General features: G+C 64.5%; 12 protein-coding genes. 9 read left to right on the forward strand and 3 right to left on the reverse strand.

Translation table 11 applies throughout. The features are described 5' to 3' along the window. Nucleotides 1-76: 76 nt before the first annotated feature. Nucleotides 77-796 (reverse strand): pseudouridine synthase, encoded by a 720-nt coding sequence (locus F455_RS0113600; RefSeq protein WP_026293364.1) that lies wholly within the window; start codon nt 794-796, stop codon nt 77-79. Nucleotides 797-913: 117 nt separating this feature from the next. Here F455_RS0113600 and F455_RS0113605 point away from each other — a divergent pair, with 117 nt between their 5' ends. Next, complete coding sequence (locus tag F455_RS0113605; RefSeq protein ID WP_018973854.1) at nt 914-1,687, forward strand: nuclear transport factor 2 family protein; 774 nt, start codon at nt 914-916, stop codon at nt 1,685-1,687. A 25-nt stretch (nt 1,688-1,712) separates the two neighbouring features. Here the strand turns inward: F455_RS0113605 and F455_RS0113610 are convergent, their stop codons facing one another. Both F455_RS0113610 and F455_RS20910 read right to left on the reverse strand, forming a co-directional pair. Further along, entirely contained in the window at nt 1,713-3,086 is a 1,374-nt protein-coding gene (locus tag F455_RS0113610) for an alpha-L-fucosidase (protein ID WP_018973855.1), read from the reverse strand. After that, nucleotides 3,083-4,567, reverse strand: coding sequence for an alpha-L-fucosidase (locus F455_RS20910; RefSeq protein WP_018973856.1), 1,485 nt, complete (start codon nt 4,565-4,567; stop codon nt 3,083-3,085). Before F455_RS20910 ends, F455_RS0113610 begins: the two co-directional genes overlap by 4 nt. A 234-nt stretch (nt 4,568-4,801) precedes the next feature. On the opposite strand from F455_RS20910, the gene F455_RS0113620 reads away from it, so the two are divergent. The 8 genes from F455_RS0113620 (at nt 4,802) to F455_RS20915 (ending at nt 19,588) form a co-directional block, all read left to right on the forward strand. Then, nucleotides 4,802-5,527, forward strand: a complete 726-nt coding sequence (locus tag F455_RS0113620) for a copper homeostasis protein CutC (protein WP_018973857.1) — start codon at nt 4,802-4,804, stop codon at nt 5,525-5,527. A gap of 47 nt (nt 5,528-5,574) precedes the next feature. Then, complete coding sequence (locus F455_RS0113625) at nt 5,575-8,025, forward strand: GH92 family glycosyl hydrolase (RefSeq protein WP_018973858.1); 2,451 nt, start codon at nt 5,575-5,577, stop codon at nt 8,023-8,025. Between the two features lie 31 nt (nt 8,026-8,056). Continuing rightward, complete coding sequence (locus tag F455_RS0113630; protein ID WP_018973859.1) at nt 8,057-9,106, forward strand: LacI family DNA-binding transcriptional regulator; 1,050 nt, start codon at nt 8,057-8,059, stop codon at nt 9,104-9,106. Continuing rightward, nucleotides 9,103-10,131, forward strand: coding sequence for a carbohydrate kinase family protein (locus F455_RS0113635; protein WP_018973860.1), 1,029 nt, complete (start codon nt 9,103-9,105; stop codon nt 10,129-10,131). The genes F455_RS0113630 and F455_RS0113635 overlap by 4 nt, the downstream gene beginning before the upstream one ends. Then, a complete protein-coding gene (locus F455_RS0113640) occupies nt 10,118-11,368 on the forward strand; it encodes an AGE family epimerase/isomerase (protein ID WP_018973861.1) in 1,251 nt (416 codons plus the stop codon). The genes F455_RS0113635 and F455_RS0113640 overlap by 14 nt, the downstream gene beginning before the upstream one ends. Next, nucleotides 11,365-14,025, forward strand: a complete 2,661-nt coding sequence (locus F455_RS0113645; RefSeq protein WP_018973862.1) for a beta-glucosidase — start codon at nt 11,365-11,367, stop codon at nt 14,023-14,025. Before F455_RS0113640 ends, F455_RS0113645 begins: the two co-directional genes overlap by 4 nt. Before the next feature lie 288 nt (nt 14,026-14,313). Then, on the forward strand, nt 14,314-17,181 hold the full coding sequence (locus F455_RS0113650; RefSeq protein ID WP_018973863.1) for a TonB-dependent receptor domain-containing protein: 2,868 nt from the start codon (nt 14,314-14,316) through the stop codon (nt 17,179-17,181). A gap of 190 nt (nt 17,182-17,371) precedes the next feature. After that, the gene (locus F455_RS20915; RefSeq protein ID WP_169337348.1) at nt 17,372-19,588 is read left to right on the forward strand and encodes a family 20 glycosylhydrolase; all 2,217 of its coding nucleotides are present in this window, start codon (nt 17,372-17,374) and stop codon (nt 19,586-19,588) included. The last annotated feature ends 2 nt before the right edge of the window (nt 19,589-19,590 follow it).

Raw genomic sequence — 19,590 nt, forward strand, 5'->3', positions numbered from 1 at the left:
CTCCTTCTGCATTATGTTGCGCGGCGCGCCCATGCGCACGAAAAAATCTGCGGAATAGCTCACGCTTTCGCCAAGCTCACCACTCCGTGCGTTGCGGCAGCAGTCCGCGCAGTTCCTGCTCGGTCAGGTTGCGCCACTGGCCGAGCCTGAGCGCGCCGAGCTTGACGTTGACGATGCGCACGCGGCGCAGCTGCGTCACACGGTAGCCGAACGCTTCGCTCATCAGACGGATCTGCCGGTTGAGCCCCTGCGTGAGCACGATGCGGAAGCCGAACTTGGCGATGCGCGTGGTCTTGCACGGACGGGTCATCTGTCCGTGCACGCGCACTCCGCGCGCCATGCCGGTGAGGAACTCGGGCGTCACCGGCTTGTTCACGCCGACCAGGTATTCCTTCTCGTGGTTGTTTTCCGCACGCAGGATCTCGTTGACAATGTCGCCATTGCTGGTGAGCAGGATCAGGCCTTCGGAATCCTTGTCGAGGCGGCCAATCGGAAAGATGCGCTCGGCGTGGTCGACGAAGTCAACGATATTGCCCTTGACCTCGCGCTCGGTCGTGCAGGTGATGCCGACCGGCTTGTTGAGGGCGATATAAACGTGCTTGCGCCCGCGCGCGCCGCTGCGCCGCTGCAGCAGCGGCTGGCCGTCGATCAGCACTTCGTCGCCTTCCTCGACCTGGCTGCCGATGCCGCCGGGGCGGCCGTTGAGCGTCACGCGTTTTTCCGCGATCAGGCGGTCGGCTTCGCGCCGCGAGCAGTAGCCGGTCTCGGCGATGTGTTTGTTCAGGCGCTTCGACAGCGGTTTCGTCGGCGCGGAATCGGTTTCGTCGGAAATCATGCTTCAAATGGGTGCCGGGACCGTATGCGAAGTATAGGATGCCGCGGCGTTCGATCACGCAAACTGGAGCCCACTGCCATGAAAACCGTCCCCGCTTTTCTCCTGTCGTTGCTCATCGCGTCAGGCGTGCGTGCCGACCCACCATCGGGCGATGTCGAAGCGGCGGTACGCGCTGCAGACGAGGCGTTCTGGAAGACTTACAACACCTGCGACCTCGCCACGACCGGCGACTACTTCACCGACGACATCGAGTTCTATCACGACAAGGGTGGGCTGACGAAGTCGCGCGCAGCGCTGGTCGAATCGATCAAGAAGAACATCTGCGGCAACCCGGACCAGCGCGTGCGCCGCGAAGCGGTCGCCGATTCGGTAAAGCTTTATCCGATGGCCGGCAATCGCGCGCTGCTGGTCGGTGACCACCGCTTTTACATCACCGAGCCAGGCAAGCCCGAGTACGTCACCGGCCAAGCCAAGTTCGACGATCTGTGGGAATACGTCGACGGCCGCTGGCGCATGAGTCGCGTCTTCAGCTATTCGCACGCAAGCGTGCCGTATGCGCCGCCCACCGCGATCGAACTCCCCGCCGCGGCGCTGACAAAACTCGCCGGCCGCTACGCGAGCAAGCAAAGCGGCGAGCTCGACATCGCCGTGGACGGATCGCATCTCAAGCTGTCATCGGGCACGCTCACGCTTGCGCTCTTCGCGCTGTCGCCGACGCAATTCTTCGCCAAGGAACGCGATCTGCGCTTCGAGTTCTCGGCGCCGAAAGGCGGCGCGATCGACCGTATCTTCGTGCGCGAGAACGGCAATGTGGTCGACGAAGTCCGGCGCAAGGCGGGCGGATCGAAATAGCTTCCCGTTCGTGCACCAGCGCCGCTCAGCCCGTGGTCGGATACACCGCGACGCGCAACGGCAACGGTGGCGAGATCGCATCTTCAATCGTCACGCGCAGCCGGCGCAACGATGACGAGGCGATGCGGTCGAGCTTGCAGGCGCCGATCGTTTCGCCCTGCGTGAGTTCCTTCCAGTCACCGTCCGCCGCGCCATGCAAGACATACTTCGACACACGCTGGCCCCGTTCGATGTCTTCACTGAGGCGTACGATGCCGACTGGATGTGCCTTGCCGAGATCGATTTCGGCGACCGCACTGCGCTCACCCGTTTTTCTCCACACGACCGTCTTGTCCGCTGCAAGATCGTGCGCGAACAAGGCATTGCGCGACTCGCGCCACTCGCGCAGGCGCGCGACATCGTTGGCGTGGAACAAACCTTTGCGCGTCGGCGGCACGTTGAGCAGCAGTTTCGAATTGTGCCCGACCGAGTTGAACCAGATGTCGTTCAAAGCGTCGACGCTCTTGACCTTGTCGTCCTCGGCTGCGTGATGAAACCAGCCCGGCCGGATCGACACGTCGGCTTCGGCCGGACGCCAGACGCGACCCGCGGGATCGCCGTGCAGCAGCGCGTTCGTCACTGCCGGACTGTCCACGCCCGGATATGGCACCGCGGCGGGATCGACGCTCGCCCAGTTCGGATAACCGGCCATGCCCTTCTCGTTGCCGCACCAGCGCACGTCGGGACCGGCATCGGAAAACATCACCGCATTCGGCTGCAGCTTGCGCACGAGCGCGTGGATGCGTGGCCAGTCGTAGCTCTGGCGCTTGCCGTTCGGGCCTTCGCCGTTGGCGCCGTCGAACCACATCTCGTGGATGTCGCCGTAGCGCGTGAGCAGCTCGGTCAGCTGGTCGCAGTAGAAATCGTTGTAGCGCTCGCCGCCGTAAGTCGGCGAGTTGCGATCCCACGGCGAGCAATACAGGCCGACGCGCAGGTTCTCGGCACGGCAGGCGTCGGCGAATTCGCGCACGACGTCGCCTTTGCCGCCGCGCCAAGGGCTGCTCTCGACCGAGTGCTTCGTCGTCTTGGTCGGGAACAGGCAGAAGCCGTCGTGATGCTTTGCGGTGAGGATCATGGCGCGCGCACCGGCCGCGCGCGCACTGCGTGCCCATTGACGCGCGTCGAGTGCGGTCGGGTTGAAGATCGCCGGGTCCTCGTTGCCGAGACCCCACTCGCGATCGGTGTAGGTGTTGACGCCGAAATGCACGAACATCGCCAGCTCGTCGCGCTGCCAGAGCAACTGGCTCGGCGTCGGCCGCGGCAGCACCACGTCACTGGCAACAACGCGTGCGCGTGCCCACGGCGACGCCGCGCCGGCAATCACGATGGAGGCGAGAAAACTGCGACGGGAAACATTCATGGTGTGGATTCTTTCCTGGTCGAAACGGGCAGCAGTTGTACGGCGTCGAAATCCAGCCCCAGATCGTCGGCCGGGAATGCCGGCCGGGCCAGGCGTATCGTCAATGCCACGGTTTGCGCGGCGGGCAGCGTGAACGGACCCAAATCGTTGGACAACCCTTGCGCCTCGCCCTGATCGCGCACCTGGCCGCCAACCGCGACGCGATAGCGCGCGCTAGCTGGGGACCTGCCGCCTTCGAAGTGCAGCATGACCGTGCGCGCCGTTGGCGAGGACACCGCGGCCGACAGCACGACCGTGGTCTGATATTGCGTCGAGTAGCCGTTGCGGAAGCCGAAACTCGTTCCCGCGGACCATTCACCGCGTGCGATGCGTATCGATCCGTTGGGCGCGGCGACCACGGCCTTGCTCGGCATCGTCGCTGCACCGACATCGAGTGCCTGCGGATGCGCGCGCAGCCACGCGCCGATCCCGCGCAGCACCTGTGCCTCGAACGGCACGACCGAGCCGTCGCCCATCGGTCCGATATTGAGCAGGTAACTGCCTCCGTGCGCACGCGCCTCGACGAGGCCATGCACGAGCTCGCGCGTCTTGCCTTCGGCATCCTCGCGCTTCTGCCAGCTGCGATAGCCCCAGGTGTCGTGGTAGATCGACGCCGGCACCTCGAACGGCGGCTGCAAGCCCGGCGGCGGCGCCTCGTTGTCGCCGAGCGCGACGAAGTCGCCGACATTGTTCCAGATGCGCCCGTTGATCACCGCTTGCGGCTGCAATTCGCGCACGATCGCCGCGAACTTGCGGCTCTGCTCGGGCGTCGGCGAGGACATGTCGAACCAGACTTCGGTGATGGTCCCGTAGTTCGTCATCAGCTCGCGCAGTTGCTTCTCGATCAGCGGCTCCATCGAGGCCGGGATAGGATTGTTGTTGTCCGGATCGAACGCATGCCCCGCGTGCCAGTCGACGAGCGAGAAGTACACGCCGAAGCCGAGGCCGATCTTGCGGCACGCCGTCGACAGCAGCTTGAGCGGGTCCTTGCCGAACGGCGTGCGCTTGACGATGTTGTAGTCGGTCGACTTCGTGTCGAACATCGCGAAGCCGTCGTGATGCTTGCTCGTGACGAGGATGTAGCGCGCGCCGGCGTCCCTGGCCAGAGCGCAGATCGCATCGGCGTCGAACTTCGCCGCGTCGAAGCGTTCGGCCACCTTGGCGTAATCCGCGCGCGCTATGTTCGCGAAGCTCTGGATCTGCTCGGAATAGCCCTTCGTCACCGGCTTGCCCTGCCAGACGCCGCCAAGCTCGGAGTACAGGCCCCAATGGATGAACATGCCGAAGCCGAGTTGGCGCCAGGCCTCGATGTTCGGCGCGAGCGCAGGCTGGACGGGATCGACGGCGGCTGGCTGCGAGGATGGCGCTTTCTGCGCGGCGACGGTCGATGCCGCTAGCGCGATGAACAGCGGAATAAGGACCAGTATCAACTTCAGGCGCACAGTGACTCCACGGATGGATTCCTCTTCGTTCGAATCGACCAGGCTGCTTTGTCACTCCGCGAATGGTGCAATGCAGTGTTTACCTGCATCGCGAAAATGATAAAGTCCATCGCGTCCTTTGGATCGATCCAAATTAAGAAATAACCGATTTCCCGCAAAGATGCACGCCGCACGACGGCATGCACACGTCCGACGACCGCTCTTCCTACCGACCTGCCGCCTCCTCGATCAACCATGCCCCTGCTCGAAATCGCCGCCGCCTCGATCGCCTCCGCTCTCGCCGCACAGGAAGGCGGCGCCGACCGCATCGAACTCTGCGCCAACCTGCGCGAGGGCGGTACGACGCCTTCGCACGGCACGCTGGTCGAGGCACGCAAACGGCTGCGCATTCCGATTCATGTGCTGGTGCGCCCGCGCGGCGGCGATTTTCTCTACGACGAGGCCGAAGCTGCGGCCATGATCGGCGACATCGAAGACTGCGTGCGCAGCGGTGCCGACGGAGTCGTGATCGGCGCGCTCGACGCGGACGGCAACGTCGATGTCGCGTTGTGCCGGCGCCTGGTCGCGGCGGCCGGCAAGCTCGATGTCACTTTCCATCGCGCCTTCGATGCTGCACGCGATCCGGCCGCGGCGCTCGAAGACATCATCGCGCTCGGCTGCGCGCGCGTACTCACTTCGGGTGCGGCAGCGAGTGCGCTGCAGGGCGCCGAGGCGATCGCACACCAGGTGCGTCAGGCGAACGGCCGCATCGCGATCATGGCCGGCGGCGGCGTCAGTGCCGACAACGTGCGCGAACTGGTGACGCGCACAGGTGTGACCGAATGCCATTCGTCGGCCGGCGCCGCGCGTCGCTCGGGCATGCGCCTGCGCCGCGAGGACTTGCCGGGACTGGAACCGGATTTCGTCCAGACCGACGTCGCGCGCGTGCGCGCTCTGGTCGCGGCACTGCGCGGGAGTTGATCGATGGCGCCCAACATAAGCTCGTCAGGAAACTACGCCCCGGGATCATGATGAACGGAAAAAGTATATTTTTTGCATCGCTGCTCGCCGGCGCATTCGTGCTGCCCGCCGTTGCTGCCGATGCAGGGGGCGCGGATCCGATCGATCAGGTCAACACCTTTATCGGCACGCAGGACGAAGGCAATACATTCCCGGGTGCCTCCGCACCGTTCGGCATGATCCAGGTCAGCCCGATCGGTTCGCATTACGCCGGCTGGCAATACACCGACAAGAAGATCCGCGGCTTCGGCCACTTCTTCCTGTCCGGCGCGGGGTGCTTCGAGCAAGGCGGCCTCGTTTCGGTGCTGCCGGTGACAGGCACGATCGGCGCCGGCGCTAAATCCACGTTCGACATAAACAATCCGGAAGCCTTCGATCAGACGCGCTATGCCGCCGCCTTCGATCATCAGGGCGAAATCGGCAAGCCCGGTTACTACAAGGTGCGCCTGACCGCCGATTCAAATCAGCACGTTGGCGGCATCGATGCGGAAACGAGCGCGTTGACCCGCGTCGGCGCCGAACGCTACACCTTCGCCCAAGGCACGCAGGCGCACGTGCTGGTCAATCTCGGCCAGGCAACGGTGCGCCATCGCGTGATCCACAGCAACCTCAGGATCGTCGACGACCACAGCGTCGAAGGCTCGCTCGAAGTCATCGGCTTCTGCGGCGGCAGCGCGTACACGACCTGGTTCCGCCTCGAATTCGATCGGCCGTTCAAGGCCTATGGCACCTGGAACAAGCTCAAGGGCACGCCCGGCGCCAAGGAATCGAGCGCGGCCGAGGCGCCGAACGGCGCCTGGTTCGACTTCGACACGAAAGACTCGCGCGAAGTGACCATCGTCAGTGCGGTCTCGCACGTCGACGCCGATGGCGCGCGCAACAATTTGCGCAGCGAAGGCTACGTCGACGGCAAGCCGCTCGGTTTCGACGCGATCAAACAACGCGCGCAGGACGCCTGGCGCAAGGAACTGGCCAGTGTGCGCGTGCGCGGCGGCACGGCGGAAGATCGCGTCGTCTTCACCACCTCGCTCTACCACACCCTGTTGCAGCCGCTGACCGCCAGCGACGTCGACGGCCGCTACCGCGGCTGGGACGACGCGATCCACCAGGCCGACGGCTGGACCTACTACGAATACTTCTCCCTCTGGGATACCTACCGCGCGCAGAACCAGATGCTCGCGATCCTGCGTCCACAGCGCGCGCGCGACATTGCCCGAACGGTGGTGACGATCGCCGAACAGGGCGGCTGGCTGCCGCGTTGGGGTTATGCCAACTACGAGACGAACACGATGACCGGCGATCCGGTCACGCCATTCCTCGCCGATCTGTGGAAGTACGGCGCGCTCGCGGGCGACGACGCCAAGCGCGCCTACGCCGCGCTCAAGCGCAATGCCGACAGCGTACCGCCAGCGTCCTGGCGCGAGGAGGGCCGCGCGGGCAACGCCAACTACATCGCCAAGGGTTTCATCGAATACGAGAAATCCTCGAGCAAGAAGAAGGCGATGGATGTCGACCAGGAGCACGCAGCCTCGGCGACGTTCGAATACGCGCAGGCTGATTGCTCGCTCGCGCTGATGGCCCGCGGTCTCGGCGAGAAGGCCGACGCGCAACGCTGGTCTTCGCGCAGCGGCAACTGGAAAAACCTCTGGGACGCCTCGATCGTCGACAACGAACACGGCGGCTTCAAGGGCTTCCCGCGGCCGAAGACGCTGGACGGCGCCTGGTTCTCGCCAAAGGACAAGCCCTATTCACCAGCCAGCGAGGACGGTTTCCACGAAGGCACCGCGTGGCAGTACCAGTGGCTCGAACAGCAGGATGTGCCGTCGTTGATCAAGGCGATGGGTGGTGCCGACGAGACGCATAAACGTCTGGACGTCTTCTTCGCGCTCGACAAGCTGCTTGCCGATCCGCTTCATGCCGCGCGCAAGGAATGGGTCATGGGCGCGTACGACTACTACAACCAGTTCCGCTACAACCCGAACAACGAACCTGACCTGCACAGTCCGTGGATGTACACGCTGACCGGCGCGCCATGGAAGACCGCGGTCGTGCTGCGCGCAGCGCAGACATTGTTCACCGACGGTCCGAATGGGGTCACCGGCAACGACGACCTCGGCACAATGTCGGCGTGGTACCTGTTCAGCGCGCTCGGCCTTTATCCCGGCATGCCGGGTACGGGCCAGCTGCTGCTGCACACGCCGCGCTTCGAGCATGCCGAGATCGACCTCGACGGCGGCAAGACGCTCGTGATCGATGCGCCCGGCGCGGACGGCAGCAAGCTGCAGTACATCGACGGCGCGCAAATCGACGACCATGCGCAGGCGAAAGTCTTCGTCGACTGGCCTACGCTGCGCCGTGGCGCGACGATCCGCTACGCACTGACCGTCAATGCACCGGCTTGGGGTACGCATCCCGCCGATCTGCCGCCGGCGGCTTGCCCGGGCGTCGCGACGCGCTGATGCGAACACGCCGGGCCAGGGGGAACAGGACATGAAAAAGGCTGCAACCAAAGTCCGCAACGCGCAACGCACGCCGACGGTCAGCGACATCGCCGCCGGTGCGGGCGTCTCGCGCGCGACCGTCTCGCTCGTGCTGCGCGAAAGTCCGCTCGTTCACCCGGACACGCGCGCGCGCGTGCAGGCGGAGCTGAAGAAGCAGAACTACGTTTACAACCGCGGCGCGGCGAACCTGCGCCGGCGCACCTCGAGCGCGATCGCGCTCGTGATCAACGACCTGTCCAACCCGTTCTTCGCCGAGTTTGCCACCGGCGTCGACGAGGCCCTCGGCACGAGAGGCTATGTCACTCTGCTCGGCAACACCGGCGAGTCTCCGCAACGGCAGCAGGCCGTGCTCGCCTCGCTGATGGAGCACACGCCCGCCGGCCTGATCCTCTCGCCCGCCGAGCACAGCGACGCGGAGCAACTGCGCCAGGTGCTCGGTGCGCATCTGCCGGTGCTCGTGTTCAACCGCAAGCTCGAAGGCGGCGATTGGAATTTCCTCGCCCTCGACAACGCGCGCGGCGCGGAAATGGCCGCCGCGCACCTGATCGAGCGTGGCCACCGCCGCATCGCGTTTTACGGTGGTCATGCCGACTCGAGCTCGTGCCGCCAGCGCCGCGCCGGCTTCGAGAAGGCGCTGCGTGCGGCCGGCCTGCGCGTACGCGAGGAGTGGATGATCGAAACGGCGCCGAGCCGCATCGACTCGGCGAAGAACACGCCGGCGCTGTTCGCAGGCAAGGACCATCCAACCGCAGCGGTGTGCTACAACGATGCCGTCGCGCTCGGCCTTATGCTTGGTCTCGCCGCACGCGGCATGCGTCCGGGGCGTGATTTTGCCCTGACCGGCTTCGACGATATTCCCGAGGCCGCGCTCGCCTCACCGCCGCTGACCACGATCGCCACGCAGCCGCGCGAACGCGGACGCCAGGCGGCGCAGCTGCTGCTCGCCCAGCTCGGCGCAGCGCGGACCAAGTCCCACCAGACCACTGCGCCCGCGCAATTGCAGGTGCGCGAAAGCACTCCCCCGCCGACACATACATGACCCCACGACGCACACGCATCGCCTGCTTCGGCGAGGCCCTGATCGATTTCCTCGCCAAGCCCGCCGACGGTGTCGACACGCCGCGCGCGTTCCATCAATTCGCCGGCGGCGCACCGGCCAATGTCGCCGTTGCGGTCGCGCGACTCGGCGGCGACGCGCAATTCGTCGGCATGTTCGGGCGCGACATGTTCGGCGATTTCCTCGTCGACAGCCTGCACCGCGCCGGCGTCGGCACCGACCACATCGCGCGCACCGATGCGGCGAACACCGCCCTCGCCTTCGTCGCGCTCGACGAGCGCGGCGAGCGCCATTTCAACTTTTATCGTCCGCCTGCGGCCGACCTGTTGTTTCGCCGCGAACATTTCCACGACGCTTGCTTCAACGGCCTCGCGAGCTTTCATGTCTGTTCGAACAGCCTTACCGAGCCCGAGATCGCGGCGGCGACCGTGCAGGGCATGCGACTCGCGCGCGCTGCCGGTGCGATCGTCAGCTGCGACCTGAACTGGCGGCCCGCGCTGTGGGACACGCGCGTCGATCCGCATCCGCGCCTGTGGGCCGCGCTGGATGAGGCCGACGTCATCAAACTCGCGCGCAGCGAACTCGAACTTCTCGCCGCGCCGCTACGCAACGCACAAAACACGGGCGACGAGGATGCCGTGCTCGCACGCGCTTGGCAGGGCCACGCCCAGCTCGTGCTCGTCACCGACGGCGACGCACCGGTGCGCTGGTTCACGCGCGCCGGCCGCGGCAGCGTGCCGAGCTTCCATGTGCGCGCGATCGACACGACCGCCGCCGGCGATGCTTTCGTCGGCGGCCTGCTGTTCGATCTCGCGCGGCGTGGCGTCGACGCTGCGGGTCTCGCCACCTTCCTGCAAGATGCGCACGCGCTCGAACAATCGCTGCGCTTCGCCGCAGCGGTCGGCGCGCTCGCCGTTACGCGCCACGGCGCATTCGCCGCGATGCCCGATCTCGCCCAAACCCAAGCCCTGCTCGACGGCAACGCCGCCAGACATGAACACGCCTAACCCACCGAATTTCCGCAGCACGGAATTCCTGCTCGCGCACATCCGCCAGACGATGACGTTCTACCATCCGCATTGTATCGACCCGGGCGGCGGTTTCTTCCACTACTTCAAGGACGACGGCACGATCTACGACCGCTCGCACCGACACCTGGTGTCGAGCACGCGCTTCGTCTTCAACTACGCGATGGCGTTGCGTGAATTCGGCCAGGCGGAATACCGCGACGCCACGCTGCACGGCCTGCGCTACCTGCGCGAGGTGCATCGTGATGCGAACACGCGCGGTTACGCGTGGACGATCCGCGACGGCAAGCCCGAAGACCGCACCAACCACTGCTATGGCCTCGCCTTCGTCCTGCTCGCCTACGCGACCGCCTACAAGGCCGGCATCGCCGAGACGCGCGCGTGGATGGACGAGACCTGGAACCTGCTCGAAAAACATTTCTGGGACGAGACCTTCGGCCTCTACCGCGACGAAGCCGACGCGCAGTGGAACTTTTCCGACTACCGCGGCCAGAACGCGAACATGCACATGTGCGAGGCGATGCTCGCCGCCTACGAGGCGACGAACGAAGTGCGCTATCTCGATCGCGCGCTGACGCTGGCCGACCACATGACGCGACGCCAGGCGAAGCTCGCGAACGGTCTCGTCTGGGAACACTACGATGCGCAGTGGCGCATCGACTGGGATTACCACAAGGACGACCCGAAGCACCTGTTCCGCCCGTGGGGCTTCCAGCCCGGTCATCAGACCGAGTGGGCGAAGCTGTTGCTTATCATCGATCGCCATCGCCCGATCGATTGGCTCGTGCCGACCGCCAGACACCTGTTCGACACCGCTCTCGCGCATTCATGGGACGAGGCGCGCGGCGGCATGGTCTACGGCTTTGCGCCTGACTACTTGTTGAAAAGCCCGGCCGGGAATGGCCGGGTTCTTGCGGAAGGATCCACGTATACGACTGTTGACGACGACAAGTACTTCTGGGTGCAGGCCGAATCGCTCGCCGCGGCCGCGCTGCTCGCGTCCCGCACCGGCGAGGAAAAATACTGGACCTGGTACGACAAGCTCTGGGCCTACTCGTGGCAGCACTTCATCGACCATCGCTACGGTGCGTGGTATCGCATTCTCGATGCCGCGAACCGCAAGTACAGCGACGAGAAGAGTCCCGCGGGCAAGACCGACTACCACACGATGGGCGCGTGCTACGAAGTGTTGCGCACGCTGCCGCACAGCCCATGAGATTGCGCGCGCTACTGCTCGCCGCGGTTATCGCGACGCCGGTGAACGCTGGCCAGGAAGGCGCCGCGCCGCCGTATAAGGACGCAAAGGTGCCGATCGACGCGCGTGTCGCCGATCTGCTCGCGCGCATGACGCCCGAAGAAAAGTTCTGGCAGCTGTTCATGGTCCCGGGCGAAATCACGCCGGCGAATCGCGCGCAATTCGCCCACGGCATCTTCGGCCTGCAGGTCGGCGCCGAGGCGCAGGGCGGTGCCGCGCAACAGATGCTGAGCTACGACACGCACGAAAACGCCGAGTCGCTGGCGCGCCGGATCAACGCCATGCAACGCTACTTCGTCGACGAGACCCGGCTCGGCATTCCGATGCTGCCGTTCGACGAAGCGCTGCACGGCCTCGTGCGCGACGATGCTACCGCCTTCCCGCAGTCGATCGGCCTCGCCGCGAGCTTCGACGCAAAGCTGCTGGCCGCGGTCGGCAAGGCGATCGCCGTCGAAGCGAAGGCGCGCGGCCTGCGCGACCTACTCGGCCCGGTCGTCAACATCGCCGACGACGTGCGCTGGGGCCGCGTCGAGGAAACCTACGGCGAAGATCCGTATCTGACCACGGTGCTCGGCAGCGCCTTCATGCAGGCGATCGAAACCGAGAATGTCATCGCCACGCCCAAACACTTCATCGCCAATGTCGGCGACGGTGGCCGCGACAGCTACCCGATCGAGAAAAGCGTGCGCTGGCTCGATGAAGTGCACTTCCCGCCATTCAAGGCGGCGGTGGAGCAGGCGCATGTGCGCTCGCTGATGACTTCGTACAACAGCGTGAACGGCACACCGGCGAGCGCGAATCCGTGGCTGCTCACGCAGACGCTCAAGGACGACTGGAAATTCCGCGGCTTCGTCATCTCCGATGCCGGCGCCGTCGGTGGCGCGAACGTACTGCATCACACCGCGCGCGACTACGCGCAGGCGACCGCCATGGCGATCGGCGCCGGCCTCGACGTGATCTTCCAGACCCAGGTCGAACAGGCGGCGTTGTTCATGCCGCCGTTTCTCGACGGCTCGATCGCAGCGTCGCGCATCGACGATGCCGTCGCGCGCGTGCTGCGCGCGAAATTCGAACTCGGCTTGTTCGAGCATCCCTATGTCGATGCAGCAGCGGCGCGCCGCCCGCTACAGAATGGTGCGCATCGCGAATTGGCCAGGCAGGCGGCGTTGCAGTCGTTCGTGCTGCTCAAGAACCGCAATGGCACCTTGCCGTTGGCGAATCCGAAAACCGTGCTTGTCCTCGGCGAGGATGCAACCGAAGCCCGCCTCGGCGGCTACAGCGGCAAGGGCATCGACCCGATCAGCATTCTCGACGGCTTGAAGCAGCGTGCAGGCAAGGCGACGAAGATCCTCTACACCCAGGGTGGCGCCCGCAACACGGACGACTGCGTGACCGTCGATGCCGCGCATCTGCGCCACGATGGCGCGCCGGGACTGCAGGCTGCCGTTTTCGATTCCGCCGAACTCTCCGGCGCGCCGGTGGCGCAGCGCGTCGATTCCGCGGTCGACTTCCATTGGATGCTGGCGCCTCCCGACGCCAAGGCGGCCGCAGACAACTACTCGGTACGCTGGCGCGGCGAGCTGCTCGCTCCGGCCGCGGGGCGCTACCGCGTCGGCCTCGAAGGCAACGACGGCTTCCGTCTTTATCTCGACGGCAAACTGGTCGTCGATCGCTGGACCAAGGCATCCTTCCATCGCGATCTCGTCGACGTCGACTTCACCGACACCGGCCGTCATCCAATCGTCGTCGAGTTTCGCGAAATGCGCGGCGGCGGTCGCATCCGCCTGCTGTGGAACGCCGGAACGCGCGACGACGGCGAGACGCGGCGCGCGCAGGCGCGCGAACTCGCGCGCGACGCGGACGCGATCGTCGTCGTCGCCGGCATCCACGAAGGCGAATTCCGCGATCGTGCGAGCCTCGATCTGCCCGGCGACCAGGAAGCGCTGATTCATGCCATGCATGCGACCGGCAAGCCGGTCATCGTCATTTTCGTCGGCGGCAGCGCCGTGACGATGCAACACTGGCATGACGACGCGGATGCGATCCTCGCCGTCTGGTACCCCGGCGAAGCCGGCGGTACGGCAGTCGCGCAAACACTGTTCGGCGATGCCAACCCCGGTGGCCGCTTGCCGATCACCTGGCCGCTGGACGCCGCACAACTGCCGCTGGTCTACAACCACAGGCCGAGCGGGCGCGGTGATGACTACAACAATCTCAGCGGCGAAGCACAGTTTCCGTTCGGCTACGGGCTGAGCTATACGACATTTGCGTATTCCAATCCGCTGCTGGACAAGACGCAGATCAAACCGGGCGAGTCCACGACGCTGCACGTCACCGTACAGAACACCGGTGCGCGCGACGGCGACGAAGTCGTGCAACTGTATGTGCGTCCCCTGCAGTCGAGTCTCGCCCAGCCGGTGCTCGCGTTGCGCGGCTTCCAGCGCGTTCACCTCAAGCACGGCGAGCGACGCACGCTTGCGTTCACTGTCGCCGCGCAGACACTCGCCACGCTCGATCGCGACCTTAGCTGGACCGTAGAACCGGGCAGCTACCGGCTCATGATCGGCGCGTCGAGCCGCGAACTGCCGCTCAAACAGACCCTGGACGTGAGCCCGTAGCGCCCAGGACCAGAGCGACTCGCTTCGTAGCGTGGCCATCGACCAGCGGACGGCGGCGATCTTTGCTTTTTACGTGTTCTGCGTCACAAAAAAATGAAGCGCCGAACGACCTTGGCGGCTCGCGAACGACGTTAAATGGGTTGCGCTGGCAAATCTGTGTTTCATATATAATGCTGCAATGCGGCATGCGCAGACGGAAAAAAAGGCGTACATTGCCGTCCCGTTAGATCGATCCAAATCACGACTACTCGACCCGAACATCCATCACTCGCGCATCTGGGGAAAAGAATGCATACGAAGCTGATCCGCAACACCTTGGTGAACAGCATTGCCCTGGCCCTGTTCCTCTCGACGGGCGCTCATGCTCAGAACAACGGCAGCGGGACGGCGCCGTCGGATACTCAGAAGGACGGCACCAAGACTGAGCTGGAGAAGATCGTCGTTACCGGCTCGCGCCTCGCGCGCAGCGAGGCCGAAGGGCCCGCGCCGGTCACGGTGATCACCGGCGACGAAATGAAGAGGCAGGGCTTCACCACGGTCTACGAACTGGTCGGTTCGCTGACCCAGTCGTTCCCGACCCAGACCCCGCCGAGCTGGGGCAGCACCACGGTCAACGCGCGCCAGGCCGACCTGCGCGGACTCGGCGCGAACCGCACGCTGATCCTGCTCGACGGCCGCCGCATCGACGACTACCCGCAGCCGGCCGCCGCAAGCCGCAATTTCCAGAACCTCAACAACATCCCGACCGGCATGATCGACCGCGTCGAGATTCTCGCCACCGGCGCATCGGCGATCTACGGATCGGACGCGATCTCGGGCGTGATCAACATCATCCTCAAGCATCAGTACGACGGCTACAACCTCGATTTCAAGGTCGGTCGCGCCGAGCGCGGCGGACGCAACTACGGCGACTTCAATTTCACCGGCGGCAACAGCGGCGACAATTGGCATATCGTGTACAACTTCGAGGCGCAGCACCGCAGCGCGCTGTGGGGGCATGATCGCCCCTACACCGATTCCGAAGCCGATGCCGGCTACGGAGCGTGGAACAAGAACGCCCGCGCCTTCGGTTGGAACCTGTATCCGGCCATGTCGCTCACCGGCGGCGACGGCAACTACATCTCGCCGCCGAGCGGCGCCTGCACGCAGTCTGGCTTCCAAAACTACTACACGTTGCGCGACAACAAGTTCTACAACAGCGACGGCAGCGTCGGCAGCTCGGGCCTATACTGCGCGCAGAAAGCCCTATTCCGCGATTGGGTACTGACGCCGGGCCGCGACGACAAGAGCGGCTACGTCTATGGCTCCTACGACCTACCGAACGGCATGCAAGCCTACGGCGCGGTGGGCCTGTGGCGCACGACTGGCATTTCCAACACCCAGTTGCCGTTCCTCTATGCGATGGGCGGCCTGCCGAACGGCTTCTACGACAAGACCACCGGCCAGGTCATCAACAACTACTTCCGCCAGTTCATCCAGCCCGAGATCGGCGGCACCGGCAACACCTACGATCGCGAACAGAACTGGGATATTCATGGCGGCCTGAAGGGCACGATTTTCGACGGCCGCTTCAGCTGGGATGCGAGTGTTGGCCGTTCGGTGTACTGGGTGCACGAGTCCTACGCCGGTCTCAACGAACAAGGCATGTTCGATTTCTTCTTCGGCCAGCAACAGGGCACGAAGACGATCGATGGCACGGACTATCCGGTCTATCAGCTTGACTCGAACCGCTTCTGGAATCCGATCACGCCGCAGCAATACGCCAGCTTCGGCGTATGGGGCGAGAATCGTTCGATCTCGTGGATGAACCAGGCGCAGGCCACGGTCACCGGCGATCTGTTCGACATGTGGGCGGGCCCGCTTGGCTTCGCCGCCGTCGTCGAGGCAAACCATCAGGGTTTCCAGCTGTATCCCGATGCACGCGGCAACGATACGCATTTCGGCGACCCGTTCCAGGACTATACGACCGGCGGCGGCGAGCGCACGCGCTATTCGGGTGGTGTGGAATTCAAGATTCCGCTGCATTCGACGTTCACGGCGAGCCTCGCCGGACGCCTCGACAAATACGACGACGCGAGCATCGCCAACATTGCGCGCACGGGGAACGTCAAACTCGAATGGCATCCGATCGAGGGTCTGTTCCTGCGCGGCACCTACGGCACGAACTTCCACGCGCCGGACATGCAGTACATCTACAAGAACCCGTCGGTGCAGCAGGTCGGTATCTATGCCGATCCGTACTACTGCATCACGCATAACGACACGGTCTGCACCGCCACCCAGCACAACACGTATTTCCAGGGTTATACCGCGGGCGGAAAGAATCTGCTGCCCGAGGAAGGCCACGGCTGGACCTATGGTTTCGTCTGGGACATTCCGAAGGTCGAAGGACTGTCGGTGTCGGCCGACTATTGGCATCTCGGCATCGACAATGCGATCGACAATATCGGCATTGACGACGTGCTCAAGGACGAAGGCGGCTGCCGCACCGGCAAGAATGTCGACGGTTCGCCTTACACTGCGCATCCGCAGGGTTCGGAATATTGCTCGCTGGTGATAGCCAACGTGCATCGTGACGCCAACGGCAACATCCTCGCCGTTTATTCCGGACCGATCAACCGCAGCAAGCTGTATGTGAGCGGCATCGACGGCACGATATCGTACCGGGTGAAGACCGACCGCTGGGGCGACTTCAATGTCCTCGTCGAATGGTCGGACAACCTGCGCCACTACCAGCAGACGCTGGCCAGCGATCCGCTCGTCAACGACAACTACAACAACCCGAAGAGCAAGGTCCGCGCGACCGTCGCCTGGCATCGCGACAACTGGAGCGCCACCCTGCTCGGTACGCGTACCGGTGGCGTGCGTCTCAACAACTACGGCGGCTGCCAAACCCTGTCGGACGGCACGCAACCTTCGGTAGGCGACAGCAATTGCGTGCTCCACTACGGCAACACCGCGCCGTGGATCATCTACAACGCCTCGGTCGGATATCAGCTCAACGAGCATGCGAAGCTGACGTTCACCGTCAACAACCTGTTCAACAAGTTGGCGCCGATCGACTACTACGCCGGCGGGTTTGAGTTCGTCCATACCAACACCGGCGCCGATTACGTCGGTCGCGAACTGTTCATGGACTTCAACTACAAGTTCTGATTTTGCGGATATTCCGCCCTCTCCAAGCCCGGCTCGTCCGGGCTTTTTTTCCGTGCTGCGAACGAACCGTTGAGCATTCCGCTACGCTCGACACCCCGCCCCCACGAGGTCACCGCGCATGCGCTTTCCGCTCCTCCTCGTCTTGCTGTGCCTGTCCACTACGCTTCGCTCCGAACCGCTACGCAGCGTCGTGCCGCTGCCCCGCTCGATCCGCGCCGGATCAGGCGCATTCGCGCTGAACGCTCAGACCCGAATTTTCGCCACTGGTGATTCCGCGCGCGCGGCTGCGGCGATGCTCCATGACTGGCTACGCGACACGCAGGGCCTCGATCTGACTGTCGGCGACGGCGTACCGCGCAAGGACGAGCGCAATTTCGTCTGGCTCGAAACGACGAAGACGAAGCGCAGCGCCTCGTCCGAAGCGTATCGACTGACTGCCGACGAGCGCCGCATCCATGTCGTCGGTGCCGACGCCGGCGTGTTCTACGGCATGCAGACGCTGACGCAACTGCTGCCCGCAGCGAAACAGGACAAACTCGACGTCGCCGCGGTCGACATCGACGATACGCCGCGCTTCGCCTGGCGCGGTTTGCACCTCGACACCGGCCGCCACTTTTTCCCGATAGCCTTCATCAAGAAATATCTCGACGTGATGGCGATGTACAAGCTCAATACCTTCCATTGGCATCTGACCGAGGATCAGGGCTGGCGCATCGAGATCAAGAAATATCCGCGCCTGACCGAATTCGCCTCGAAGCGCCGCGAAACCGTCGTCGACCACAAGGTCGATCCCTACGTCGGCGACGGCATTGCGTACGATCCCGGCTATTACACGCAAGACCAGGTGCGCGAGATCGTCGCCTATGCCGCGGCGCGCCACATCACGGTGATTCCCGAAATCGAGATGCCAGGTCACGCGCAGGCTGCGCTCGCCGCCTATCCGCAGTTCGCCTGCACGCCGGGACCGTTCGAGGTGTGGACGAACTGGGGCGTCAGCGAAAACATCTTTTGTCCGAAAGAAGAAACCTTCGCATTCCTTGACGACGTGCTGACTGAAGTCGCCGCGCTGTTCCCCGCACCGTATATCCACATCGGTGGCGATGAGGCACCGAAGGACGCATGGAAGAAGAGCGCATTCGCACAGGATCTGATCAAACGCGAAAAACTGAAGAACGAAGAGGAACTGCAGAGCTGGTTCATCCGCCGCGTCGAGAAGATCGTCCACGCCAAGGGCAAACGCATCATCGGCTGGGACGAGATCCTCGAAGGCGGCATCGCGCCCGATGCGACGGTGATGTCGTGGCGCGGCGAGCAAGGCGGTATCGCCGCGGCGAAACAGAATCACGACGTGGTGATGTCGCCCGGCGAGTACTGCTACCTCGATCATGCGCAGGGGCCGGCGGAAAGCGAATTGTTTCCACTCGGCGGCTATCTGACCATCGAACAGGTTTACGCCTACGATCCGCAGCCGGCGGTGCTTTCCGCGCGCGAACGCGCACACATCCTCGGCGTGCAGGGCAATGTCTGGAGCGAGCACATGCCCAACGCGGAAGTGGCCGAGTACGCTGCGTTCCCGCGTGCGCTCGCGTTGGCGGAGGTCGGCTGGTCGGCGCAGTCCGCGCGCGACTACGCGAATTTCGAGCGCCGTCTTGCCAACCAATATCCGCGCCTCGATCGTGAAGGCATCCGTTACCGCATCCCCGAACCGCAAGGGCTGGCTGATGTGCTCCAGGTCGACCAATCGCACTATCGCCTGCTACTCGCATCGGAACTGCCCGAGGCAGTGATCTATTACACGCTCGACGGTACCCTGCCGGATTCGAAGTTCTCGCCGCGATTTACCGCGCCGGTCGACGTCGAGCTTCCGCTCGAGCAGAAGCGCGAGCTGCGCACGCTCGTCATCGCCGCCGATGGCCGGCGCAGCGGTGTATACAATGCCACATTGTGGAATCGCCATCTGAAACCCGCCGTCGCCACGCTGGGCGGCAGCCTGGGGCTGACCTACGCCTACTACGAAGGCCGTTTCCCGACCCTGCTCGAATTCGAAAAGGCCGCCGCAGGCGAACCGGTCAAACGTGGCGAAGCCCGGTCGTTCGCATTGAAAGATTTCAAAGACAAGGAGAATTTCGGTCTCGTCTTCGACGGTGAATTCGATGCCCCCGTCGACGGCATCTACCGCTTCGTGGTGCGCGCGGACGACGCCGCCGCGATCGCGATCGATGGCGAAACCGTCGTGCTCAACGAGGACTACGAGCAGCCGCGCGAGGCCCGCGTGCCGCTGCAACATGGCACCCATCGCCTGCGCGTCCACTACATGCAACGCGGTGGCGGCGCAGACCTGCGCCTGCAGTGGGCCGCCCCGGGCCAGGCGCTGCGCGACCTCGACACGGCGAAACCGAGGCACTGACG

Origin of the sequence: Rudaea cellulosilytica DSM 22992, assembly GCF_000378125.1 — a bacterium.
Classification (GTDB): Bacteria; Pseudomonadota; Gammaproteobacteria; order Xanthomonadales; family Rhodanobacteraceae; genus Rudaea; species Rudaea cellulosilytica.